The organism is Halomonas almeriensis (assembly GCF_030409235.1).
GTDB lineage: Bacteria > Pseudomonadota > Gammaproteobacteria > Pseudomonadales > Halomonadaceae > Halomonas > Halomonas almeriensis.
Genome location: NZ_JAUFPO010000011.1, coordinates 105,529 through 129,990, shown reverse-complemented (window position 1 = coordinate 129,990; position 24,462 = coordinate 105,529). Strand labels below are relative to the sequence as shown.

The following is a 24,462-nucleotide window of genomic DNA, read 5'->3' as shown; positions in this document are numbered from 1 at the left end:
GCCGCTAGCGAGGTTGGCCCGTCGCCGGCAGCGGATGCGTACTATATGACCTCAGCCGGCTTCATGCAAGGAATTTTTGAAGGGATTTTTACCACCTCGTTCCCCGGCGCTTTGCAGCCCATGACATGACAGCTTGTCGAGAAACCCACAACCTTCATCCCGGACATCCTGTGGATAGCATCATGCCGGGGACAGGAACGCGAACGCCCGCTCGAGGCGGGCGCTTTGCACGCATGACCTGACAAGCTCAGGTAGAGGATTTGCGCAGCTTCCGCATCGCCGCCAGGACAGGACCGGAGGCCACATAGGTACCAAACAGCAAGAGGAGCATCACCGAGGGCTCAATGGAAATCACCACAAAGCCCAGCACGATGGCCAACAGCATGACAAAGGGGACCGGCCCCTTGAGGTCGATGTCCTTGAAGCTGTAGTAGCGGATATTGCTGACCATCAGTACCCCTGCTGCGCCGACCACGAACAACATCCACAGCTTGAAGCCGAACGCATTCGCGTCGAAGCTGTGAAAGGTCCAGACACTCGCCGCCACTACGGCCGCTGCCGAGGGGCTCGGCAGGCCGATAAACCACTTCTTGTCGACGCTGCCGAGCTGAACATTGAAACGAGCCAGTCGCAGAGCCGCGCAGGCCACATACAGGAACGCCACGACCCAGCCGGTCTTGCCGACATCCTGCAGAATCCAGATAAAGGACACGAGCCCCGGCGCTACACCGAATGACAGCATGTCGGAGAGACTGTCGAATTCCGCGCCGAAATCACTCTGGGTATTGGTCAGTCGAGCGACGCGACCATCCAGGCCGTCCAGCACCATGGCAATGAAGATGGCGATGGATGCCGCGGCGAAGTCACCGTTGATGGCGGCGACGACAGCAAAAAAGCCCGAGAACAGCGCCGAGGTGGTGAAGAGATTGGGCAGCAGGTAAATGCCGCGCCGCTTGACCTTCTTGCCATCCTCCACGGCCTCTTCGACCACTTCCGACTCGCGCATGAAAGCGGACGCCAGGTCCTCGTCGTTCGAATGCGGTGTCGAGTGTTCGCCGTTATGGGTGTCGTGGCTCATCAGTGTCATCCGTTGCCGCTGAAGGTTTTCACCATTCTACACGCTGCGGGCGGCTTGGCTCACGACGCAAGCCGTAAAATGCTGCGCCCTCCGACGCAGAGGGGCCACGACATTCGCCGTGGCCCCTTGACTCGCTGGCGGCCCGTGGGGACCGGTTCGATCAGTTCTTTTCCTTGTCGACCAGCTGGTTGGCCGCGATCCACGGCATCATGCCGCGAAGCTTCTCACCGACCTGCTCGATGGGATGTTCGGCATTCAGGCGACGACGCGCCGTCATGGAGGGGTAGTTGCTGTTACCCTCGTTGATGAACATCTTCGCGTACTCACCGGTCTGGATACGCTTGAGTGCCGCGCGCATGGCCTGACGCGACTGCTCGTTGATGACCTCGCCACCGGTGACATACTCGCCATACTCCGCATTGTTGGAGATGGAGTAGTTCATGTTGGCGATACCGCCTTCGTACATCAGATCAACGATCAGCTTGAGTTCGTGCAGGCACTCGAAATAGGCCATTTCCGGGGCATAACCGGCCTCGGTCAGGGTCTCGAAGCCGGCCTTGACCAGCTCGACGGCGCCGCCGCACAGCACGGCCTGCTCGCCGAACAGATCGGTCTCCGTTTCATCCTGAAAGGACGTTTCGATGATGCCGCTGCGACCACCACCGATGGCAGCGGCATAGGACAGGGCGACTTCCTTGGCCGCACCGGATGCATCCTGCTGGATAGCGATCAGGTCAGGGATGCCACCGCCGCGCACGAACTCGGAGCGCACGGTGTGTCCCGGGGCCTTCGGCGCGACCATGATCACATCCAGGTCGGCACGCGGCTCGATCTGGTTGTAATGGATGTTGAAGCCATGCGCGAACGCCAGGGTAGCCCCCTGCTTGAGGTTGGGCGCAATCTGTTGCTCGTAGATGGCTTTCTGATTCTCATCCGGGGCCAGCAGCATGACCACATCGGCGGACTGACAGGCGTCTTCCACCGTGGCCACTTTCAGCCCTGCCGCCTCGGCCTTGGCAGCCGACGAAGAACCCTGGCGCAGCGCCACCACAACGTCGACACCGGACTCCTTGAGGTTGTTGGCGTGAGCATGACCCTGAGAGCCATAACCGATGATCGCGACCTGCTTGCCCTGAATGAGCGAAAGATCGCAGTCCTTGTCGTAATAAACCTGCATGTTGAGCTCCTGGTGATGGAAGTGAAAAGCTAATCCGCTTCGCAGACCCGCAGCACCACGGCACTCTGCGCCGGGCTCGGGTCGATGAGAGCACTGTACGTCAGCAAACTTGTTGCGTAAAACGCTATATTTGCAACAAAACATCCCGTAATATGCAATAATGGCGTCATGGACATGCGCCCCCTTCATCACTTTCTGACCCTGGCCGACACACTGCATTTCGGCCGTGCCAGTGAACGCTGCCACGTCAGTCCCTCGACCCTGTCGCGCTCGATCCAGCAACTGGAGGGCAGCCTTGGCGTTACGCTCTTCGAGCGTGACAACCGGCACGTTGCCCTGACCCGCCAGGGCCAAAGCTTTCATGCCTTCGCTCAGGACACCCTGGAACATTGGGAGCAGCTGCGTCAGTCATTGATGAGCGAGGCGCGCTCTCTGACCGGCGAAATCAGCATCTATTGCTCCGTGACGGCCAGTTACAGCTTCCTCCACGACCTGCTCAGCGAGTTCCGCAACCACTATCCGGGCATAGAGCTGAAGCTGCACACCGGGGACCCGGCACAGGCCATGACACGTGTGCAGTCCGGCAGCGAGGACATGGCCATCACCTCTCGCCCGAGGCACCTGCCCGATGGCCTGGCATTCAAGTCGTTGACGCGCTCTCCCCTGGTCTTCATTGCGCCCCTCGAGGCGCATGACTGGATCCCCCGAGACCCTCGCGTACCGGATATTGCCGAGTGGCGTCAGGTACCCATGATCCTCTCCGAGTCGGGGTTGTCACGGGAGGTCAGCAACACCTGGTTCCGGGCGCTGGGAATCAGCCCCCGGATTTATGCCCAGGTGGCCGGTCATGAAGCGATCGTCAGCATGGTCAGTCTGGGCTTCGGCATCGGCGTAGTGCCACGTATCGTGCTCGAGGCCAGCCCCCTGTCAGAACGGGTCAGGATACTGCCGGTCAAGCCGGAACTGCCGCATTATGATGTGGGTTTGTGCGTGCTCAACCGACGCCTGCGCAGCCCGCTGATCAACGCCCTGTGGGAGGAAGTGGCAGAGCGCGGCTAGAGACAGAAAAGCCGCCCCGAAGGACGGCTTGAAGAGTACCGCTGACGCCAGCGATCAGAGAGACAGCACCTTGTCGCCACGGGCGATCCCCGAGACACCGGTGCGCGCCACCTCGTGAATCCCGACCGGCGCCATGGCCTGAAGGAAGGCATCGAGTTTTTCGGCATCGCCGGTAATCTGCACCGTGTACAGGCTTGGCGTCACGTCGACGATCTGCGCGCGGAAGATGTCCACGGTGCGCTTGACCTCGTCCCGCGCTGCGCCCAGCGCCTTGACCTTGACCAGCATCAGCTCGCGCTCGATATGACTGCCCTCGGTCAGATCTACCAGCTTGACCACATCGATGAGCTTGTTGAGGTGCTTGGTAATCTGCTCGATAACGCGGTCGTCCCCCACGGTCGTCACCGTCAGACGCGACAGTGTCTCGTCCTCGGTGGGCGCCACGTTGAGCGTTTCGATATTGAAGTTGCGTTGGGAAAACAGACCCACCACGCGAGACAGGGCGCCCGGTTCGTTTTCCATCAGAATCGAGATGATATGGCGCATCAGCTCCGCTCCGTCTTGGAAAGCAGCATGTCACGCATGGAACCCAGGGGCACCTGCATCGGGTAGACGTGCTCGTGCGGGTCGACCATGACGTCGAGGAACACCAGCTCGTGCTTGTCGGCAAAGGTCCGTTCCAGCGCCGGTTCGAGCTCTTCCATGGTGTCCACTCGCAGAGCGGTGAAACCATAGGCCTCGATCAACTGCTGAAAATTGGGCAGCGACTCCATGTAGGAATGTGCATGGCGAGACTTGTAGTTCAGGTCCTGCCATTGACGCACCATGCCCAGCGAGGCGTTGTTGACGTTGATGATCTTCACGCCGCCGCCGAACTGCTTACAGGTCGACAGCTCCTGCATCATCATCTGGAAACTGCCCTCGCCGGTGATGCAGACCACCTGCTCTTCCGGAAAGTTGTGCTTGATGCCCATGGCGGCCGGGAAGCCGAAGCCCATGGTGCCGAGCCCGCCCGAGGTGATGAAGCGATTGGGCTTGTCGAACTTGTAGTACTGCGCCGCGAACATCTGGTGCTGGCCGACATCCGTGGTAACGTAGGCCTCGCCCCGTGTCAGGCGACAGATGGCCTCGATGACTTCCTGGGGCTTGAGCAGCTCGCCTTCCTTGGAAGGTTCGTAGAGCTTGCCACGCCGCTCGTCGCGCCAGTCCTGAATAGTCTTCCACCAATCGCTCAGGGCCTCGGGATCGGCCACTTCACGGCCCTGCAGCAGGCTGATCATCTCGTTGATGACACTCTGCGCCGGGCCGACGATCGGCACGTCGGCGCGCACCGTCTTGGAGACCGAGCTCGGGTCGATATCCACATGGATGATCTTGGCCGTCGGGCAGAACTTCGAGGTGTTGTTGGTCACGCGGTCGTCGAAGCGCGCCCCGACCGCGATGATCAGGTCGGCATGGTGCATGGCCATGTTCGACTCGTAGGAGCCGTGCATGCCCAGCCAGCCCAGGCACTGGTCATCGCTCTGGGGAAAGGCGCCGATGCCCATCAGGGTCGTGGTGATCGGGTGCCCGAGGCGCTTGACGAGATCGGTCAGCCCCTCGCAGGCACGCCCGGTGACCACGCCACCGCCGGTATAGAAGACCGGGCGACGCGCCTTGAGCATCAGCTCGACGGCTTTCTTGATCTGACCGGTATGACCGCGCGCCACCGGGTTGTAGGAGCGCATCTTAATCTTTTTCGGATAGACGTACTCATGGCGCTCGGTCGGCGTGGTCATATCCTTGGGAATATCCACCACCACCGGACCGGGACGACCGGTCGACGCCAGGTAGTACGCCTTGCGCAGAACTTCCGGAATTTCGGAAGGATGACGGATCGTGAAGCTGTGTTTCACGATCGGCCGGGTGACACCGACGATGTCGGTTTCCTGGAAGGCATCATCACCGATCAGATGGCTCATTACCTGACCGCAGAGCACGACCATGGGAATGGAGTCCATGTAGGCCGTGGCGATACCGGTTACCGCATTGGTGGCACCGGGGCCGGAGGTCACCAGTACCGTGCCGGGATTGCCGGATGCCCGGGCATAACCGTCGGCGGCGTGGGTCGCGGCCTGCTCGTGACGAACCAGTATGTGCTTGACCTTGTCCTGGCGGAACAGGGCGTCATAGATATGCAACGCCGCGCCACCCGGATAGCCATAGATATATTCGACGCCCTCATCCTGCAGGAAGCGGGCGATCATGTCCGCGCCGGAAAGCAATTCCACAGATGTTTCTCCCCTGGAGGTCTCGAGTGCAATAAGCGCCCCTCGGGCGCCATTCGAGTGCGGCGGTTTGCCGCTGCCGGCCATGCCGGCACCTGATGCCAAACCCTGGCGTTCATTTGGCCCGTGTGGGGCCAGCACTCTCGTCGGGAAGGCCGATCGGCCCTGCGCCAGCACAGTCAGCGAGCCTTCCCTATCGCGGCGGATCACCGCGTCGGGGCATTGGCCAGGTCGGGCGGTTGGCCCTGACCCGGAAGTCCTTCGGCGGGTAAAGGCCTGCAGCCTACCCTTCGCGTGGCGGTGGGGGATTGCCCGCTGGAAGCCACACCCGTATCAGGAACCAACAAGGTTCCAATAGCGGCCGCGAAGTGTCAACCACGAGACGCCACACCCGCGTCCGAAGGCCCCGCATGCCAGGCCTTTCATGCAAACGCCCGCACGGTCTGCAGAACCGGCGGGCGTCTGTGACATCACGGCTCACCGCGTCGCGGTGCACCGGGTGCAGACCCTCAGCGCTGAAAGGTCAGCCGATCTCCCTCCAGCTCGATACGCACTGTTTCGCCCGGTGCGAAATGACCGGCCAGCAGATCCTCGGCCAGTGGGTTCTCGATCCGACTCTGGATGGCACGCTTCAAAGGCCGTGCGCCGAAGACCGGGTCGAACCCGGCCTGCGCCAGCTGTGCCTGGGCCTCGTCCGAGACTTCCAGCCCCAATTGGTGCTCGGCGAGCCGCGCGCGCAGGTGCTCGAGCTGAATACCGGCGATGGCCTGAATCTGTGCCTGCGCCAGCGAGTGGAAGACCACCACTTCGTCGATGCGGTTGATCAGCTCGGGGCGGAAGTGCGTGCCGACCACCTCCATGACCTGGGACTTCATGTGCGCATAGTCGTCGTCGGCGCCCATACGCTGAATGATGTCGGAGCCCAGGTTGGAGGTCATCACGATCACGGTGTTGCGAAAGTCCACGGTACGCCCCTGGCCGTCCGTGAGCCGACCGTCCTCAAGCACCTGCAGCAGGATGTTGAAGACATCCGCATGGGCTTTCTCGACCTCGTCCAGCAGCAGCACGGAGTAAGGCTTGCGGCGCACGGCTTCGGTCAGGTAACCGCCCTCTTCATAGCCAACATAACCCGGCGGCGCGCCGATCAGACGAGCCACGGAGTGCTTCTCCATGAACTCCGACATGTCGATGCGCACCATGGCGTCCTCGGTATCGAAGAGAAAGCCGGCCAGTGACTTGCAGAGCTCGGTCTTGCCCACCCCGGTCGGCCCCAGGAACAGGAAGGAGCCATTGGGCCGATGCGGGTCCGCCAGGCCGGCACGTGAGCGCCGTACGGCGTTGGATACCGCACGCACCGCTTCGTCCTGACCAATGACCCGCTCGTGTAATGCCTCTTCCATGCGCAGCAGCTTGTCGCGCTCGCCCTCGAGCATCTTGGAGACCGGAATACCGGTCCAGCGCGACACCACCTCGGCAATTTCTTCCTCGGTGACGTTGGAGCGCAGCAGGCGATGCTCGGAGGTGTCGGCCTCCTCGTCGCTGCTCTCGGCAATCTTGTGCTCCAGGTCAGGGATCACCCCGTACTGCAGCTCCGACATCCGCCCCAGGTCGCCCTGACGCCGCGCCTGCTCGAGATCGATGCGCGCCTTGTCGAGTTCGTCCTTGAACTGTGCGGCTCCCTGGATACTGGCCTTTTCGGCCTTCCAGATTTCATCAAGGTCGGCGTACTCGCGTTCCAGCTCACCGATCTGCTCATCGAGGCCGGCGAGGCGCTGGCGCGAAGCCTCGTCGCTCTCCTTCTTGAGGTGCTCGCGCTCCATCTTGAGCTGAATCAGGCGCCGGTCGAGCCGATCCATCTCTTCCGGCTTGGAGTCAAGCTCCATGCGGATGCGCGAGGAGGCCTCATCGATCAGGTCGATGGCCTTGTCGGGCAACTGGCGGTCGGTGATGTAGCGCGTCGACAGCTTGGCCGCAGCGATGATGGCCCCATCGGTGATGTCCACGCCATGGTGCACCTCATAGCGCTCCTTGAGCCCGCGCAGGATGGCGATGGTGTCCGCCTCGCTAGGCTCGTCGACCTGTACCTTCTGGAAGCGACGCTCCAGGGCCGCATCCTTCTCGATATAGCGACGATACTCATCCAGGGTGGTGGCCCCCACACAATGCAGCTCGCCACGGGCCAGCGCTGGTTTGAGCATGTTACCCGCATCCATGGCGCCATCCGCCTTGCCGGCGCCGACCATGGTGTGCAACTCGTCGATGAATAGGATGACGCGCCCTTCCTCCTCGGCCAGCTCCTTGAGCACCGCCTTGAGACGCTCCTCGAACTCGCCGCGGAACTTCGCGCCGGCCAGCAGGGCGCCCATGTCAAGCGACAAGACACGCTTGTCCTTGAGACCTTCCGGCACCTCGCCATCGACAATACGCTGTGCCAGGCCCTCGACAATGGCCGTCTTGCCCACCCCGGGCTCGCCAATCAACACCGGATTGTTCTTGGTGCGACGCTGCAGCACCTGGATGGCGCGACGGATTTCGTCATCGCGGCCGATCACCGGGTCGATCTTGCCGCTGAGCGCCCGCTCGGTGAGGTCCAGGGTGTACTTGTCCAGCGCCTCGCGCTGGCCTTCCGCATCAGGGTCCTCGACCCGCTCGCCACCGCGCACGCTGTCCACCGCCGCCTCCAGCAACTGGCGCGACAACCCCGCCTGAGTGAGCAGCTTGCTGACGGCATGACGCATGTCCAGCGCGGCCAGCAGCGCCAGCTCGCTGGCGATGTACTGGTCACCGCGCTTCTGGGCCTCGCGATCGGTCAGATTGAAGAGCTTGGCCAGGTCGCGGGACGGCTGCACCTCACCATCGAAGTCCCCCACCCGGGGTAGATCGTCCAGGTGGCTCTTCAAGGCATCCCGCAGCCGCGCCGCATCGCCCCCGGCCTTTTGAATCAGCGCCTTGACACCGGTATCAGTGGCATCCAGCAAGGCCATCAGCAGATGTCCCGGCTCAAGCTGGTTATGACCCTGCCCCACAGCCAGGGACTGGGCATCCGCCACCGCATTCTGCAACTTGGCAGTGAATTTATCGAAGCGCATTCGTTATCCTCCATCGGGGTAACGGCGCGTTCGGACGCGCCGCCTGACCCTGTAAAAACAGTCTGTCAATGTGTCTTGACAGTAGAGATGGAGTCTGGTGGCGGGGTTTTCAAGGTAGGGGAAGAGGGAAGAGGGAAGAGGGAAGAGGGAAGAGGGAAGAGGGAAGAGGGAAGAGGCCAGGCTAGCACCCGGGGTTGTGGCGTCTAGGGGTTTGACCTCCCTCTTAAGGCGCGAAGCGCCGTTCTTCCCTCTTCAGAAAGCGCCAGGCACGTGCTTGCCACTTCCCCGGTCGACAGGCCGGGCGCTCTTTCACCTTCTAGCTTTCATCCAGATACTTCTCGGCGTCGAGGGCGGCCATGCAGCCGGTGCCGGCGGAGGTCACGGCCTGGCGGTAGACATGGTCCATGACGTCGCCGGCGGCGAAGACACCGGGCACGCTGGTCGCGGTGGCGTTGCCATCGAGGCCGGACTGCACCTTGATGTAGCCGCCGGCCATGTCGAGCTGGCCTTCAAAGATCCCGGTGTTGGGACTGTGGCCGATGGCAATGAAGACACCGGGGGCGGAGATCTCGCGCGGAATCCCATCCTCAGTCGATACCAGACGCGCCCCGGTCACACCGGTATTGTCACCCAGCACCTCGTCGAGGGTATGGTTCCAGATCACCTCCATATTGCCGTTCTCGACCTTGTCGAACAGCTTGTCCTGGAGAATCTTCTCGGCACGCAGACTGTCGCGGCGGTGCACCAGGGTGACCTTCGAGGCGATGTTGGAAAGGTACAGCGCCTCCTCGACGGCGGTGTTACCGCCCCCGATGACGACCACTTCCTGCTTGCGATAGAAAAAGCCATCACAAGTCGCGCAGGCCGACACGCCCTGCCCCATGAAGCGACTCTCCGACTCCAGGCCCAGATAGCGGGCACTGGCGCCGGTGGAGATGATCAGCGCATCACAGGTGTAGGTGCCGCTGTCCCCCTTGAGCGTGAAGGGCCGTTCGCCCAGTTCGACCTCATTGATATGATCAAACAGGACCTCGGTATCAAAGCGCTCGGCATGACGCTTCATGCGCTCCATCAGTTCGGGCCCCTGAACCCCCTCATCGTCGCCGGGCCAGTTGTCCACATCGGTGGTGGTGGTCAACTGACCGCCCGCCTGCAGCCCCGTGATCAAAAGGGGCTTGAGGTTGGCGCGTGCCGCATAGACCGCCGCGGTATAACCGGCCGGGCCGGAGCCCAGAATGATCAGGCGTTCGTGGCGTACTTCGCTCATGGGGGACCTCGCAATTCTGGCAATAAAAACACAACAGACTGAGCGATGCCGACGCTGCATCGACATGGCACAGGCCACTGCGGTCGCGTTTTGAGACATTAGGCCAATGACCGCTGACGAGCCATCGGCAACACGCTATGGTACTCATGGACGTCGCCTATTGTGCCGTGCACAACAAGCTTTCACTATACTGCCAGCGAACCGGGCAGATCACAGCACGTCATCGTCCTGACCCAGCATGATCGACTCGAGCTCGCCGGAAATCTCCGAGACCTCGACACGCATTTGAATCGGCGCGCAGCATTGCGGACAGTCCTGCCAGGTCATGTGCCGGCCTTGCGAGATATCCACCCAGAGGGTAAAGGGCGCGTCACAGTAGGGACAATTCACGTCCCGATGTTCCAATGCGTCTTGGTACACAGCAAACGCTCCCAGGACAGTCAACCAACGAGTGATGAATAACGAATAGACAGGCAAGTGACATGGGGGGTGATCCCCTGAGTTTCAAGGCCGCCTCCCGGGGCGCCGGTTGAAAAGCCCAACTATCATGACCATGTAAGAGAACGAGCCCAGGATGGTTCGACACTCCCGTGACAGGAGGAAAGCAATGAGCAACGAGTCCACTCCGGATACCCTGCAGACCCTCGAGGCTGCCGGCACGACCTATCACTATTATAGCCTGCCGAAAGCCGCTGATGCCCTTGGCGATATCTCTCGTCTACCGATGACCCTGAAAGTGCTGCTGGAGAATCAGCTGCGCTTTGCCGACGACCCGAGCGTCGAGCGCGCCGACCTCCAGGCCCTGGTCGACTGGCAGCAAAAGGCCTCATCCGACCGTGAAATCGGCTACCGCCCGGCACGCGTGCTGATGCAGGATTTTACCGGTGTGCCCGGCGTGGTGGACCTGGCTTCGATGCGCGCCGCTGTCGAATCCCTGGGTGAAGACCCCGCCCGCATCAACCCCTTGTCGCCGGTCGACCTGGTCATCGACCACTCGGTCATGGTCGACAAATTCGGCAACCCCACGGCGTTCAAGGACAACGTGGCCATCGAGATGGAGCGCAACCACGAACGCTACGAGTTTCTGCGCTGGGGCCAGCAGGCCTTCGACAACTTCCGGGTCGTGCCGCCGGGCACCGGCATCTGTCACCAGGTCAACCTCGAATATCTGGGCAAGACCGTGTGGACCAAGGACGTCGACGGCAAAACCTTCGCCTACCCCGACACCCTGGTCGGCACCGACTCCCACACCACCATGATCAATGGCCTGGGCGTGCTCGGCTGGGGCGTCGGCGGGATCGAGGCCGAAGCCGCCATGCTGGGGCAGCCGGTCTCCATGCTGATCCCGGAAGTCGTCGGCTTCAAGCTGACCGGCAAGCTGCGCGAAGGCATCACCGCCACTGACCTGGTGCTGACCGTCACACAGATGCTGCGCAACCACGGCGTGGTCGGCAAGTTCGTCGAGTTCTACGGCGATGGCCTGGCCGACCTGCCTCTGGCCGACCGCGCGACCATCGCCAACATGGCGCCCGAGTATGGCGCAACCTGCGGCTTTTTCCCGGTCGATGACGAGACCCTCAACTACCTGCGCCTGACCGGCCGCGACGAAGATCAGGTCGAGTTGGTCGAAGCCTACTGCAAGGCACAGGGGCTGTGGCGAGAACCAGGCCAGGAGCCCGTCTTCAGCGATGTTCTACAACTGGACATGAACGACGTCGAATCCAGCCTGGCCGGCCCCAAGCGTCCCCAGGACCGGGTCAACCTGCGGGACATGCCGGCCGCCTTTGCCAAGGTGATGGAAGACGACGGCAAGCCGCTTCCCTCCACCGAGAAAGGCCGCATGATATCGGAAGGTGGCCAGGCCGGCGGCCATGACGACGTGGCCTTCAAGCATGACGACAGCCAGGAGGTCGACACCGACGAAGCGGCATTCCGCCTGGACCCCGGCGCTGTAGTGATCGCCGCCATCACCTCCTGCACCAACACGTCCAACCCCAGCGTGATGATGGCCGCCGGCCTGCTGGCGCGCAATGCGCTGGCACGTGGCCTGGCCACCAAGCCCTGGGTCAAGACCTCGCTGGCACCGGGCTCCAAGGTGGTCACCGACTACCTGGCGGCCGGCGGTGTACAGGATGACCTAAACGAGCTGGGCTTCAACCTGGTCGGCTATGGCTGCACCACCTGCATCGGCAACTCCGGCCCGCTGCCGGAGGCCATCGAGAAGGCCGTCGAAGCCGGCGACCTTACAGTGGCCTCGGTGCTCTCGGGGAACCGCAACTTCGAGGGACGGGTGCATCCGCTGGTCAAGACCAACTGGCTCGCCTCACCGCCCCTGGTCGTGGCCTATGCGCTGGCCGGCAATGTGCGCCGCGACCTGGCCAGCGAGCCGCTGGGCAATGACACCGAGGGCAATCCGGTCTATCTCAAGGACATCTGGCCAAGCCAGGCGGAAATCGCCGAGGCAGTCGAGAAAGTCAAGACCGAGATGTACCGCAAGGAATATGCCGAGGTCTTCGATGGCGATGAGGTCTGGAAGTCCATCGACGTCCCGGAGAGCAAGGTCTATCAGTGGTCCAGCAATTCGACCTACATCCAGCACCCCCCTTTCTTCGAGGGCATGGGCCGCGAACCCGCCGCCACCGAGGATATCGAGGATGCTCACATTCTGGCCAAGCTCGGCGACTCGGTGACCACCGACCACATCTCGCCGGCCGGTGCCATCAAGCCCGACAGCCCGGCGGGTCGCTTCCTGCAGGAGCGCGGCGTCAAGCCGGTCGACTTCAACTCCTACGGCTCGCGCCGGGGCAATCACGAAATCATGATGCGCGGTACCTTCGCCAACGTGCGTATCAAGAACGAGATGCTCGATGGCGTGGTCGGCGGTGAAACCCGGCACGTGCCCAGTGGCGAGCAGATGGCCATCTATGATGCGGCCATGCAGTATCAACAGGAAGGTACACCCCTGGTCGTAGTCGCCGGCAAGGAATACGGCACCGGCTCCTCCCGGGACTGGGCCGCCAAGGGCACCCGCCTGCTGGGCGTGCGTGCCGTGCTGGCCGAGTCCTACGAGCGTATCCACCGCTCCAACCTGATCGGCATGGGCGTGGTACCGCTGCAGTTCACCAATGGTGATACCCGCGAGACCCTGGAGCTGACCGGCGACGAGCGGATCTCCATCAGCGGGCTCTCGGATCTAACGCCGGGTGGCAAGGTCGAGGTGGTCATCAAGAGCGCCAAGGGCGAGAAAAGGATCGAGGCACTGTGCCGCATCGATACCGCCAATGAGCTGGAGTACTACCTCCACGGCGGCATCCTGCACTATGTGCTGCGCAAGATGATCGGCGCCGCCTGATCCCCTCCCCTCGCGAGGAGCACCCAAGCCCCGCCGGCTGACACCGGCGGGGCTTTTTCATGGCGAGGCCCGGGCCGCAGCGATGCTGGCCCTACCCAGCCCGAGGGTGCCGCATCGCCGATGGCATTGCCTGGCCGTCACCCTTTCTCGGTACCCTGTCCGGCACCCTGCAGCGCGTCGCAATACCACTCGACAAACTGCGCCACGCCGCTTTCTTCTTCCGGCGAATAGGGCCCTGGCTCGTAAGCCGGTGAGTTGATGCCGCGCTGATTATCCTCGACGATCTCGCGATCCTCGTTGTTGGTGTCGATCCACACCCGGGTCAGCCGCTCCAGGTCGTAGTCCACGCCTTCCACGGCGTCCTTGTGCACCAGCCAGGTGGTGGTGACCTCGGTCGAGGTCGGACCGAGCGGGTTGACGCGAAACGTCATGGCCTGGTCGGGCAGCAGGTGACACCAGGTGCTCGGGTAATGAAACTTCATCAGCGTGCCGGCATCTGCAATGCCGACTCGCCCCAGCGGACGCTGAACCCCGACCTGGCCATCCAGGGTATAGCTGACCGCGCCGGCCTGCAGCGGCATGCGGGCCAGTCGGTACTGCCCTGCCGGATCCATGCGAAACTGCGCTGCCACGCCGGCCTGTTCGCAGCGCTCGAAATGCGCCTGCAGGCGCGGTGCCACACTGCCATCCGGCCGAACACCGGCGATATCGGGGTCGACGTCGAAGGAGTGGCACAGCGAGGGGTGACAGACACTGCAGTGATAACACTCGCGGTTGTTTTCCCACACCAGCTTCCAGTTGGCCTGCTCGACGATGGTCGAGACATGCGCCACCTTGGCGTCGGCGAGCTCATGTACGTCAAGGTAGGGCTCCGCCAGCTCGGCAAAGGCGTCGAAGTCCGGCGCCTCGTCGGCCAGGCAGATATAGACCAGGCCGCACAGCTCGCGACAGTGAACGCGCTTCAGACCATGCTCGGCCGGGTCGAAATCCTCGCCCATGGAGCGTGCCCAAAGGAGTCGGCCATCCAGTTCATAGGTCCACTGGTGATAGGGGCATACCAGCTTGGCTACGCTACCCTGGGCCTTGTTGCAAAGGATGGAACCGCGATGTCGACAGGTATTGTGGAAGGCGCGAATCCTGCCATCCTGGCCGCGCACCAGGACGAGATTGTAGGCACCGACGCAATGGGTCACGTAGTGCCCCGGCTTGGCGAGCTGACAGGCCGGGATGGCGTACAACCACTGGCGATAGAAGATCGTCTCGAGGTCCAGCTCGAAGATCGCCTGAGACATATAGAAGGGGCGCTCGAGCGAGTAGCCGGGACGGCGGCGTGCCAGCATGGCCGGTAGGTCAAGAGTCGGTGGCGTCATGGTCGAGTGTCCTTGTCTGCATACAAAGGTAACTCTTCAAACGCTAGGCAAGGGTGCCTGCCGCCACAACTTCAAAAAAACCCTTTCTGACTTAGCTGCATTTAGCCAGGTGGTGATTGGCGATTGCCGCTTTGATGCAACGCTGGCCTCTGATAATAATGCATTGAATACTGACCGACACCGGCGCCACGCGACAATCTGACTATGCCAAAACGTTTGTATGACCTGCCCTCGATGCATGCCCTGGTGTGTTTCGAAGCGGCCGCGCGCCATCAGGGCTTCAAGGCCGCCGCCAGTGAGCTGCACGTCACATCCGCGGCCATCAGCCACCAGGTCAAGAGCCTCGAGATCGAGCTCGGGCGGGAGCTTTTCCGGCGTTACCATCGCGGCGTGGAGCTGACGGAAAGCGGTGCTTACCTGCTACTGGCAGTGCAGAAGGGCTTCGAAGGCATCTCCGACAGTATTGGCCAACTGCGCACTCAACAGAGTCAGGCCGCCGTGACCATCAGTGCAACCACGGCGGTCAGTTCGCTGTGGCTGACGCCCAAGCTATCGCGGTTCTGGCGACATCACGGCCATGTCTCAGTTGCACAGATCGTCAGTGACGTTGAGGTGCCACGTTCACAGTGGGATCTCAGCATCAAGTACGGCGATATCCATGCCGAAACAATGGCGTCTCGTGCCCTGATGCGTGATCGCATCATTGCCCTGGGCAGCCCGCGCTTTGCCAAGGAGCAACGCATTCACGACCTCGACGACCTGCAGCGTGCGCCGCTGATTCATCTCGAGGCGGAAGAGACCGGTTGGACGGGGTGGCAGGAATGGTTCGCACAGCTCGGCTACCCCCGCCCGCGCGTGCACGGCTTCAGCGTCAACAACTACATCATCGCGCTGCAGGCGGCGCAGGACGACATGGGCGCCATCCTCGGCTGGGAAGGGTTGACCGCCAGGCTCGTCGAGAGCGGCAGGCTGGTGCAGCTCGTGCCGCAGGACATCCCTTCCCCGCTCGATTTCTATATTCGCATCAACCCCAGGGCGAGCGGGCGAGCCATGCTGCTGTGTGACTGGCTGCTGCAAGCCCCGGCTCCGAGGCTGCCGGGATCAGTATGAGCGACGCCGATAGCTGCGATAGCGCGGATACCAGAAGTGCCGGTCGATGGCGTCATGGATGGCCTGCTCGTCACTCTTCAACGCCACCTCCTCACGCTGGGCTTCCAACGCCACCTGAAAGGCGATGGCTTTCGACAACTTTCGAATATCGGCCAGTGCCGGCAGTACCGCACCTTCGCCGGTCTGCGCCACAGGCGCTGCCTCGGCCAAGGCCCTTGAGGCGGCCATCAGCATGCCATCGGTGACGCGCCGTGCCCCAGAGGCCACCACACCGAGCCCGATGCCCGGGAAAATATAGGCGTTGTTGCACTGCGCGATCGGGTACTGACGCCCGCCATGCTCTACCGGCGCGAAGGGGCTGCCGGTGGCCACCATGGCTTGACCGTCGGTCCAGTGAATCACGTCATGGGGCAGTGCCTCGGCGCGTGACGTCGGGTTGGACAGGGGCATGATCAGAGGCGACGCGCACCCCGCATGCATGGTGCGGATTACTTCCTCGGTAAACAGGCCCTTCTGGCCACAGACCCCGAGCAGCACGGTGGGCCTGACCTGCCTGACCACCTCGAGCAGGGATTGACCGTCCCAGCCTTCGACCCGCGAGGGGTCATGCGCCAGGCGACGTTGGAAGTCGCGCAGCCCATCCTGATCCGTGGTGACCAAGCCGTCGCGATCGACCATGAAGAGCCGCGTCCGGGCCTCTGCCTCGCTCAGCCCCTCTTCCTGCATGGCCACCACCACCTGTTCGGCGATGCCACAACCGGCCGAGCCGGCGCCGACGAAGATCACGCGCTGATCGGCAACGCCCTCGCCTCGCGCCTTGCAGGCCGCCAGAAGCGTTCCCACGCAGACGGCCGCGGTGCCCTGGACGTCGTCGTTGAAGCAGCAGAGCTCATCGCGATAGCGCTCCAGCAGCGGCATGGCATTGGCCTGGGCGAAGTCCTCGAACTGCAGCAGCACATGCGGCCAGCGGCGCTTCACCGCGGCAATGAACTCCGCCATGAAGGCATCATACTCGACCTGGGAAACACGCGGATGCCGCCAGCCCATGTACATGGGGTCATCCAGCAGCGCCTGGTTGTTGGTCCCCACATCCAGGGTGATGGGCAGCGTATTGGCCGGACTGATGCCGCCACAGGCGGTATACAGCGACAGCTTGCCGATGGGAATGCCCATGCCGCCGATGCCCTGGTCACCGAGGCCGAGGATCCGCTCGCCATCGGTGACCACGATCACCTTCACGCGGTCCTTGGTGGCACTGCGCAGAATGTCATCCATACGGTCGCGGTCGGGATAGGAAATGAACAGGCCGCGGTGGTTGCGATAGATATTGGAAAACTCTTCGCAGGCCTGCCCCACCGTCGGGGTATAGATGATCGGCAGCATCTCCTCGAGATGCTCGGAGACCAGACGGAAATACAGGGTCTCGTTGTCATCCTGGATCGCCCGCAGATAGATATGGCGGTCGAGGTCGGTCTGGCACTGGTGATACTGGCGATAGGCTCGCTCGACCTGCTCCTCGATGGTCTCGACATTCTGGGGCAGCAGGCCGATCAGGTTGAACTCGAGGCGCTCCTCGCGGGAGAAGGCACTTCCCTTGTTGAGCAGCGGCATCTCGAGCAAGGGAGGGCCGGCATAGGGGATGTACAGAGGGCGCTTGTCTTGGCTGGTCATCGGTTTGTCTCCGCTGTCTCTGATGGGCAGGCCTGATACGCCGTGGCGATCCGGCCGCGACTCGACCACAGCGGGAAAGGCGCCCACCGCGTGGTCAACATGATCCGTTCGCGACGCCTAGACGAAGCGCCCCAGCCCGGCGGCCTGGCGCAGTTGGTCCATGAAGGGAGCGGCCTCGGCGCGCGCCCGATCGGCGCCCTGGCGCAGCACTTCCTCGATGTGGCCGGGATCGTCCAGCAGTGCCTGATAGCGCTCCCGCGGCTCACTCAGCTGGGCATTGAGATACTCAAAGACCCGGTTCTTGGCGTCGCCCCAGCCGATCCCGTTCTCGTAGTCGCGGCGCATCTCGGCGGCTTCCTGCTCGGTGGCAAAGGCCGAATAGATCTGGAAGAGAGTGCAAGTATCCGGGTCCTTGGGCTCGCCCGGCTCCAGGGAGTTGGTCTTGATCTTGCGCACCAGCTTGAGCAGCTTCTTCTCGGAGACGAACAGCGGGATGGTGTTGTCGTAGCTCTTGGACATCTTGCGCCCATCGAGCCCGCCCAGCACTTCCACTCGTTCGTCGACCAACGCATTCGGCAGCGTAAAATACTGGCCCTTGAACAGATGGTTGAAGCGGCCGGCCATGTCGCGGGCCATCTCGATGTGTTGAATCTGGTCACGCCCCACCGGCACACGTTGCGCGTTGAACATCAGAATGTCCGCCGCCATCAGCACCGGATAGCCGAACAGCCCCATGGTGACGCCCTTGTCCAGATCCGACTGCCCGGCCGTCTCGTTGTCGGCCACGGCCGCCTTGTAGGCATGAGCACGGTTCATCAGGCCCTTGGCACAGACGCAGGACAGCATCCAGGTCAGCTCGGGAATCTCGGGGATATCCGACTGCCGGTAGAAGATGGCGTTGTCGGTATCCAGCCCCAGGGCCAGCCAAGTGGCGGCGATTTCCAGGCGCGATTGATGGACGCGCTTGGGGTCATGGCTCTTGATCAGGGCATGCAGATCGGCCAGGAAGTAGTAGGACTGGACGGTCGGGTCCTGGCTCGCCGCGATGGCCGGCTTGATGGCACCGACATAATTGCCCAGGTGCGGGGTGCCGGTAGTGGTGATGCCCGTGAGCACACGGGTCTTGTCGGATGTTGCGGTCATGAAGACGTGACTCTGCTGACTCGGGAATACCGTCATGGTAACGCGAGGCCCCGGCCAAGGCGACCTGCCCGGGCACCAACGCCGCCAACGCCATGTCGGACACTCAAGGGCCAGAGCCCCTGGAGAGACTCTGGCCCGTCGCATTGCTTTTCAGCGGCTTCGCAACGTGGGTGAGCGCTGGGTCAGCCGATCAGCTGCGCCGCCTCCACGTACTCCAGGCCAAAAGCATCGGCCACGGCACGATAGGTCAGCTTGCCATCATGGACGTTGAGGCCCGCCGCAAAGTGCTTGTCCTCGGCGAGCGCCTGGCGCCAGCCCTTGTCGGCCAGCGACAGCACGAACGGCAGGGTGGCGTTGGTCAGCGCCTGGGTCGAGGTGCGCGCCACCGCGCCCGGCATGTTGGCCACGCAGTAGTGCACCACGCCGTCCACCACATAGGTCGGCTCGGCATGAGTGGTCGGCTTGCTGGTCTCGAAGCAGCCGCCCTGGTCGATGGCCACGTCCACCAGCACGCTGCCCGGCTTCATGTCGGACAGCATGTCACGAGTGATCAGCTTGGGCGCCGCCGCCCCCGGCACCAGGACGGCGCCGATGATCAGATCCGACTCGCGAATCGCCTCTTCCATGGCATCGGCCGTGGAGAAGACGGTCTTCATGCGGCCCTGGTAACGGTCATCCAGGGTCTCGAGGCGCGGGATGGACTTGTCCAGCACGGTCACCTCGGCACCCAGGCCCAATGCCATGCGCGCGGCGTTTTCGCCGACCACGCCGCCACCGATGACGGTGACCTTGGCCGGGGCGACACCCGGGACGCCGGGCAGCAGGATGCCGGAGCCACCCTGGGCCTTCTCGAGGCTGTGCGCACCGGCCTGCACCGCCATGCGGCCGGCGACGGTGCTCATCGGCGCCAGCAGCGGCAGGCCGCCCTCGGCCGCGGTGATGGTCTCGTAGGCAATGCAGGTCGCGCCGCTGTCGAGCAGCCCCTTGGTCAGTTCTTCCTCGGCGGCCAGGTGCAGATAGGTGAAAAGGGTCTGGCCGCTGCTCAGCCGCGCGACTTCCTCGGCCTGGGGCTCCTTGACCTTGAGGATCAGCTCGGCATCGGCCCAGAGGGTGGCCACATCGCTTTCCAGTCGCGCACCGGCGGCTTCGAAATCGGCGTCGCTGAAGCCGGCACCCTCACCGGCCGATGTCTGCACGATGACGTCGTGGCCACGCCCGACCAGCTCGCGGGCGCCACTGGGCGTCAGGGCGACACGGTACTCGTGATTCTTGATTTCCTTCGGGACGGCGATCTTCATGGGGTCCTCCGCTGCGTGAACGATGATGTCGAAGCAATTTGAACTCCATTACAGCACAACAGTGATTCCACGCAGAGATGCGCCATGAAAAACAAAAAAATCTCGGACTTTACCGCCAGAGCATCGAAAATACGACTGTTAAAGGCACATTAAACAGAAAGTCTTCCGCCGCCTGGCTACTGCCTGACCAGAGCCCCGCCATAGCACTGCCGAAAAGCTTCGGGCAGGCGTCGAGGGCGGCCGCTGGACAGCTCGATACAGGCGAACCGCGTGCACGCCCGCAGCAGCGTTCGCCGCGTCTCGGCGCGCTGAAGCTGAAAGCGCCGGGTCAACGTCAGGCGGTCATCGCAGGCGACGATCCAGGTCGCCAGCTGCAGGGCATCGCCCTCGAAAGCGGGTGACAGATAGTCGAGCTCATGACGATGCACCACCATGGCCCGGTCCAGATGGCGATAATCGGCGAGACTCAGGCCGAGATGCTCGGAGTGGGCCCAGCTGATGCGCTCGACCCAGCGCAGATACTCGGCATTGTTGACGTGGCCATAGTGATCGATGCTCGAGTCTTCGACCTCGAGATCCAGCACGAAGGGCGCAGGCAGGTCCCAGGACATGGCGATTCCTTCCGGCATGACAAAAGGTTGATGGGGGCAGATGGTACGCCAGGGCGGTGGTCAGGGCCTGTCGGTGCCGCAATTCCAGCAGCAGTCGAACACCCCGTCGAGTGCTTCTGCGCAGACGGGGCAGACCCAGCCGGGCCGTGATGTTCGGCGACGCATCTGCTCGATCAGTGACTCGGCCCAGGCCTGATGCTGGGCCGCCACCCAGACTTCAGGCTCGCACTCCATGGGCGGCAGCTCGCCGGCGGCACCGCCCAGGGTCATGTTGCGCCGCTCCACCGGGATGCCGTCCGCTTCCAGCAGATTGGCCACATGCCCCACCAGCAGCGGGTTCGAGTGAGCAAAGACGCGCACCACACCGAAAGCCGTCATTCTGCTCGTCTCCCTGGCGGATCAGGCCGAGTGGCCGGACAAGGGGCCCGGTCAGTCGCGGAAGACCCGCACGCCCAACGCCTTGAGATAGGAGGTCTCGGGGATCGCCGGATGCACCGGATGGTCCGCCCCCTGGTGGCCCTGGTAGATCACCTGGGCGTGACGGTCCTGATGGCGGGCGGCACCACGCACCACGTCGGTCAGGCGATCCATGCCCAGGTGCATGGAACACGACGCCGAGACCAGGAGGCCGTCCCGCCCCAGTAGCCGCATTGCCTCGCGGTTCAGGCGGCCATAAGCGCGCTCACCGGCAGGCATGTCCTTGCGCTTCTTGATGAAGGCCGGCGGGTCGAGAATAACCACATCGAAGCGCTCGTCGTCGGCCTTGAGCGCCGCCAGGGCCTCGAAAGCATCGGACTCGGCCACGGCGACCCTGTCCTGCAGGCCGTTGAGCTCGGCATTTTCCGCCACCCCCTGCAGGGCGCGCTCGCTGGCATCCACGCACAGCACCTCGCTGGCCCCATGAGCCGCCGCCTGGATGCCCCAGCCCCCGACATAACTGAACAGGTCGAGCACCCGCTTGCCTTCCACCTGAGCATTGAGCCAGGCCCGGTTGGGCCGGTGGTCATAGAACCAGCCGGTTTTCTGCCCCTCCCGCACCGACGCCATGAAACGCACGCCGTTCTCTTCCAGCTCCACGTGCTCGGGGGGCGCCTCGCCCAGCACCTCGACGCCGCCCTCGAGCCCTTCCATGCGGCGCCCGCTGGTATCGTGACGCAACACGATGGCGCGCGGTGACATCACCTTGTCCAGGGCATCCACCAAGGGCTCGCGCAGCGCTTCCATGCCGGCGGTATTGAGCTGCACCACCAGCACATCGTCGAAGCGGTCGATGACCAGTCCCGGCAGCAGGTCGCCCTCACCGTGCACCAGGCGATAGAAGGGCCTGGTGAAGAGGCGCTGACGCAGCGACAGTGCCTGATTCAGGCGATGCACCAGCAGCGAACGGTCAAGGGTCATCCCGGCATCCCGCGACACCATGCGCGCGCAGATCAGTGAATGGGCATTAACATAGGCCACACCCATCGCCTTGCCGTTGGCGGCTTCCACCACTGCCTGCTCGCCGGCGGCGAAGTCCTTGAGGGGCGTGGTCCTGGTATCGATCTCGTTGGAATACAACCAGAGGTGACCCGCCTTGAGGCGACGGTCGGCGTTTTTCTTAAGGCGCAGGGAGCGTAGGGCGGTCATGGTAAATCTCGTGCGTGAAAGGAATGGGAGGCAGTGCTCCAGGCCACCCGGTCAGCGCTGACAGGCGGCACAGAAAACACTGGCACGCTGGCCTAGGGTGACCAGTCGCAGTTCGGCACCGCAGCGTCGGCAGGGCTGACCGTCGCGGCCGTAGACATTGAGCCGCTGGGCGAAATAACCCGGCTCGCCGGTGCCACCGACGAAGTCTCTCAGGGTCGTTCCCCCCTGATGGATGGCAGCGCCCAGCACCTCGCGGATCGCCTCGGCCAGCCGCAGATACCGCTGGCGGGAAATGCGCCCCGCCTCGCGGCGCGGGTCGATACCGGCCAGGAACAGCGCTTCGGCGGCATAGATATTGCCGACGCCCACCACCACGCCATTATCCATCAGGAATGGCTTGACGGCGAGGCGCCGCCGGCGCGAACAGCAGTAGAGCCGCTGGCCATCGAAATCCGGCGACAACGGCTCCGGGCCGAGCTTCGCCAGGCGCCGGTCCTGCTCGACCGAGCCATCCAGCCAATCGATGAACCCGAAGCGCCGCGGGTCGTGATAGCGCAGGATGGCACCGTCATCGAGCACCAGGTCGACATGATCGTGCTTTCTGGGCAGCTCGCCCAGGCGTGCCATGCGCAGGCTGCCGGACATGCCCAGGTGGCACAGCAGGGTGCCGCCCGCGCCGCCGTCGACCGGCATCAACAGATACTTGGCGCGGCGCCAGAGCGGTCCCAGGCGGGTCCCCACCAGGCGCTCGGCCAGGTCCTCGGGCACCGGACAGCGCAGACGGGACTGGCGCACAATGACCTCGCGCACCTCGCGCTGCTCGACATGCGGTGCAATCCCCCGACGAGTCGTTTCTACCTCGGGCAATTCTGGCATGGTGACATTCTACCCTCGGGGGAAGATGACAAACGCGAGAACCCGACCATCGGGCCGGGTTCTCGCGGACAGGCTTGCACCTGCGGAAGGAAAGCCTCGTGCAGCACCTTGCTATCAACCAGCGACCCGGCGCGATGTCATCGAGCGGTCGGGCGGGCAAGGGGCTGTGGGGCGGATGCCGGGTATACCGGCACGCCCTCACTTGATCTTGGCTTCCTTATAGGTAACACGCTTGCGGACAACCGGGTCAAACTTTTTCATTTCCAGCTTGTCCGGTGTGTTCCGCTTGTTCTTGTCGGTGGTGTAGAAGTGGCCGGTACCGGCGCTGGACACCATTCGAATCTTGTCACGCATAGCTCTTCTCCCTAATCAATCGAGCGCTTGAGTCGCGTTGAGCGTCTTCAGACGGTTTCGCCACGCTTGCGGATATCGCTCAGCACCGCTTCGATGCCTTTCTTGTCGATGGTGCGCAGTCCCTTGGTGGAGACGCGCAGCCGGACAAAGCGCTTCTCGGACTCGACCCAGAAGCGATGCGTGTGCAGATTCGGCACAAAACGACGAGGTGTCTTGCGCTGAGAGTGAGATACGTTGTGACCAGTCACCGGGCGCTTGCCGGTAACCTGACATACTTTGGACATGAGAGCCTCCAACCGCTTGGCCAGGATATAACCTGAGTGTTCAAAACCTGTCGGGCAAACCGGGACGACTTGACCCAAGGGAATTCAAAGGGTGCACTTTATACCAGAGTTGGCGGGGCCAGACAAGCGAGAAACAGGATTATAACAGGCCTCGCTCGGCAAAGGACACCACTTCTCCATCGCCCACCACGAAATGGTCCAGCACCCGCACCTCGAACAGCGCCAGGGCCTGGCGCAACCGCTCGGTGATGCGTTCGTCGGCCTGGCTGGGCTCGGCAATCCCGGAAGGATGGTTGTGGGCAAAGATCACCGCCCCGGCCCCAACTTCCAGGGCCCGGCGGGCCACCTCGCGGGGATAGACCGAGGCGCTGTCCAGAGTGCCACGAAACAGCGACTCGTAACGAATGACCCGATGCTGGCTGTCGAGAAAGAGCGCAGCAAATTCCTCATGCCCAAGGTGACGCAGGCGCGACATCAGATAGTCGCGCACCAGCCCCGGCGAGGTCAGCGCCCCCTCACGGTCCAACCGAGAGGCCAGATGACGACGGGCCAGCTCCAGCACCGCCTGTAGCTGCACATACTTCGCCTGCCCCAGGCCGCGTTCGGCGCAGAAGGTCCTCTCATCGGCCTCCAGCAACGGCCGCAGGCCGCCGAAGGACGACAGCACATCCCGCGACAGGTCCACCGCGGAGCGCCCACTGACACCGACGCGCAGAAAGATGGCCAACAATTCGGCATCCGAAAGTGCCTCGGTACCCAGTGTCAGCAGTTTTTCCCGGGGGCGCTCGCCCTCCGGCCAGTCACGAATCGACATCCTTGCCTCCCGACGA

21 protein-coding genes are annotated in these 24,462 nt (G+C 63.1%); 3 read left to right on the top strand and 18 right to left on the bottom strand.

What is annotated here, in order from left to right; all coding sequences use genetic code 11:
• Positions 1-247 precede the first annotated feature (247 nt).
• Entirely contained in the window at positions 248-1,078 is an 831-nt protein-coding gene (gene pssA, locus QWY74_RS10885) for a CDP-diacylglycerol--serine O-phosphatidyltransferase (protein WP_435389149.1), read from the bottom strand.
• A 160-nt stretch (positions 1,079-1,238) separates the two neighbouring features.
• On the bottom strand, positions 1,239-2,300 hold the full coding sequence (ilvC, locus tag QWY74_RS10880) for a ketol-acid reductoisomerase (protein ID WP_264826484.1): 1,062 nt from the start codon (positions 2,298-2,300) through the stop codon (positions 1,239-1,241).
• Positions 2,301-2,423: 123 nt separating this feature from the next.
• On the opposite strand from ilvC, the gene ilvY reads away from it, so the two are divergent.
• Positions 2,424-3,314: an HTH-type transcriptional activator IlvY gene (ilvY, locus tag QWY74_RS10875; protein ID WP_264826353.1), complete on the top strand. Its 891-nt coding sequence runs from the start codon at positions 2,424-2,426 to the stop codon at positions 3,312-3,314.
• A gap of 54 nt (positions 3,315-3,368) precedes the next feature.
• On the opposite strand, the gene ilvN is transcribed toward ilvY, so the two are convergent.
• From ilvN to QWY74_RS10850, 5 genes are all read right to left on the bottom strand, one after another.
• Entirely contained in the window at positions 3,369-3,860 is a 492-nt protein-coding gene (gene ilvN, locus QWY74_RS10870; protein ID WP_013331089.1) for an acetolactate synthase small subunit, read from the bottom strand.
• A complete protein-coding gene (locus QWY74_RS10865; RefSeq protein ID WP_264826354.1) occupies positions 3,860-5,584 on the bottom strand; it encodes an acetolactate synthase 3 large subunit in 1,725 nt (574 codons plus the stop codon). Before QWY74_RS10865 ends, ilvN begins: the two co-directional genes overlap by 1 nt.
• Positions 5,585-6,090: 506 nt before the next feature.
• A complete protein-coding gene (gene clpB / locus QWY74_RS10860; protein WP_264826355.1) occupies positions 6,091-8,670 on the bottom strand; it encodes an ATP-dependent chaperone ClpB in 2,580 nt (859 codons plus the stop codon).
• 316 nt (positions 8,671-8,986) lie between these two features.
• On the bottom strand, positions 8,987-9,937 hold the full coding sequence (trxB, locus tag QWY74_RS10855) for a thioredoxin-disulfide reductase (RefSeq protein ID WP_264826356.1): 951 nt from the start codon (positions 9,935-9,937) through the stop codon (positions 8,987-8,989).
• A gap of 210 nt (positions 9,938-10,147) precedes the next feature.
• Positions 10,148-10,327, bottom strand: coding sequence for a zinc ribbon domain-containing protein (locus tag QWY74_RS10850; protein WP_435389148.1), 180 nt, complete (start codon positions 10,325-10,327; stop codon positions 10,148-10,150).
• 217 nt (positions 10,328-10,544) lie between these two features.
• Here QWY74_RS10850 and acnA point away from each other — a divergent pair, with 217 nt between their 5' ends.
• Positions 10,545-13,289 carry an aconitate hydratase AcnA gene (gene acnA, locus QWY74_RS10845; RefSeq protein ID WP_264826358.1) on the top strand — a complete coding sequence of 915 codons (2,745 nt, stop codon included), beginning with the start codon at positions 10,545-10,547 and terminating at the stop codon, positions 13,287-13,289.
• A 137-nt stretch (positions 13,290-13,426) separates the two neighbouring features.
• Here the strand turns inward: acnA and QWY74_RS10840 are convergent, their stop codons facing one another.
• Complete coding sequence (locus tag QWY74_RS10840) at positions 13,427-14,659, bottom strand: aromatic ring-hydroxylating oxygenase subunit alpha (protein WP_264826359.1); 1,233 nt, start codon at positions 14,657-14,659, stop codon at positions 13,427-13,429.
• A gap of 204 nt (positions 14,660-14,863) precedes the next feature.
• Here QWY74_RS10840 and QWY74_RS10835 point away from each other — a divergent pair, with 204 nt between their 5' ends.
• Positions 14,864-15,769, top strand: a complete 906-nt coding sequence (locus tag QWY74_RS10835) for a LysR substrate-binding domain-containing protein (RefSeq protein ID WP_264826360.1) — start codon at positions 14,864-14,866, stop codon at positions 15,767-15,769.
• Here the strand turns inward: QWY74_RS10835 and QWY74_RS10830 are convergent.
• From QWY74_RS10830 to radC, 10 genes are all read right to left on the bottom strand, one after another.
• Positions 15,761-17,440, bottom strand: a complete 1,680-nt coding sequence (locus QWY74_RS10830) for an NAD-dependent malic enzyme (protein ID WP_264826361.1) — start codon at positions 17,438-17,440, stop codon at positions 15,761-15,763. The two genes, QWY74_RS10835 and QWY74_RS10830, sit on opposite strands and share 9 nt — an antisense overlap.
• Positions 17,441-17,557: 117 nt before the next feature.
• Positions 17,558-18,583: a tryptophan--tRNA ligase gene (locus QWY74_RS10825; RefSeq protein ID WP_264826362.1), complete on the bottom strand. Its 1,026-nt coding sequence runs from the start codon at positions 18,581-18,583 to the stop codon at positions 17,558-17,560.
• 182 nt (positions 18,584-18,765) lie between these two features.
• Positions 18,766-19,881 (bottom strand): alanine dehydrogenase, encoded by a 1,116-nt coding sequence (ald, locus tag QWY74_RS10820; RefSeq protein ID WP_264826363.1) that lies wholly within the window; start codon positions 19,879-19,881, stop codon positions 18,766-18,768.
• Positions 19,882-20,057: 176 nt separating this feature from the next.
• A complete protein-coding gene (locus QWY74_RS10815; protein WP_264826364.1) occupies positions 20,058-20,492 on the bottom strand; it encodes an acyl-CoA thioesterase in 435 nt (144 codons plus the stop codon).
• A gap of 60 nt (positions 20,493-20,552) precedes the next feature.
• On the bottom strand, positions 20,553-20,870 hold the full coding sequence (locus QWY74_RS10810; protein WP_264826365.1) for a putative signal transducing protein: 318 nt from the start codon (positions 20,868-20,870) through the stop codon (positions 20,553-20,555).
• Between the two features lie 51 nt (positions 20,871-20,921).
• Positions 20,922-22,118 carry a class I SAM-dependent rRNA methyltransferase gene (locus tag QWY74_RS10805; protein ID WP_290314301.1) on the bottom strand — a complete coding sequence of 399 codons (1,197 nt, stop codon included), beginning with the start codon at positions 22,116-22,118 and terminating at the stop codon, positions 20,922-20,924.
• 51 nt (positions 22,119-22,169) lie between these two features.
• Positions 22,170-22,994 (bottom strand): bifunctional DNA-formamidopyrimidine glycosylase/DNA-(apurinic or apyrimidinic site) lyase, encoded by an 825-nt coding sequence (mutM, locus tag QWY74_RS10800; RefSeq protein ID WP_264826367.1) that lies wholly within the window; start codon positions 22,992-22,994, stop codon positions 22,170-22,172.
• Positions 22,995-23,192: 198 nt separating this feature from the next.
• Positions 23,193-23,348 carry a 50S ribosomal protein L33 gene (gene rpmG / locus QWY74_RS10795; RefSeq protein WP_141321147.1) on the bottom strand — a complete coding sequence of 52 codons (156 nt, stop codon included), beginning with the start codon at positions 23,346-23,348 and terminating at the stop codon, positions 23,193-23,195.
• A 47-nt stretch (positions 23,349-23,395) separates the two neighbouring features.
• Entirely contained in the window at positions 23,396-23,632 is a 237-nt protein-coding gene (gene rpmB / locus QWY74_RS10790) for a 50S ribosomal protein L28 (protein WP_264826368.1), read from the bottom strand.
• A 139-nt stretch (positions 23,633-23,771) separates the two neighbouring features.
• A complete protein-coding gene (gene radC, locus QWY74_RS10785) occupies positions 23,772-24,446 on the bottom strand; it encodes a RadC family protein (RefSeq protein WP_264826369.1) in 675 nt (224 codons plus the stop codon).
• Positions 24,447-24,462: the final 16 nt, after the last annotated feature.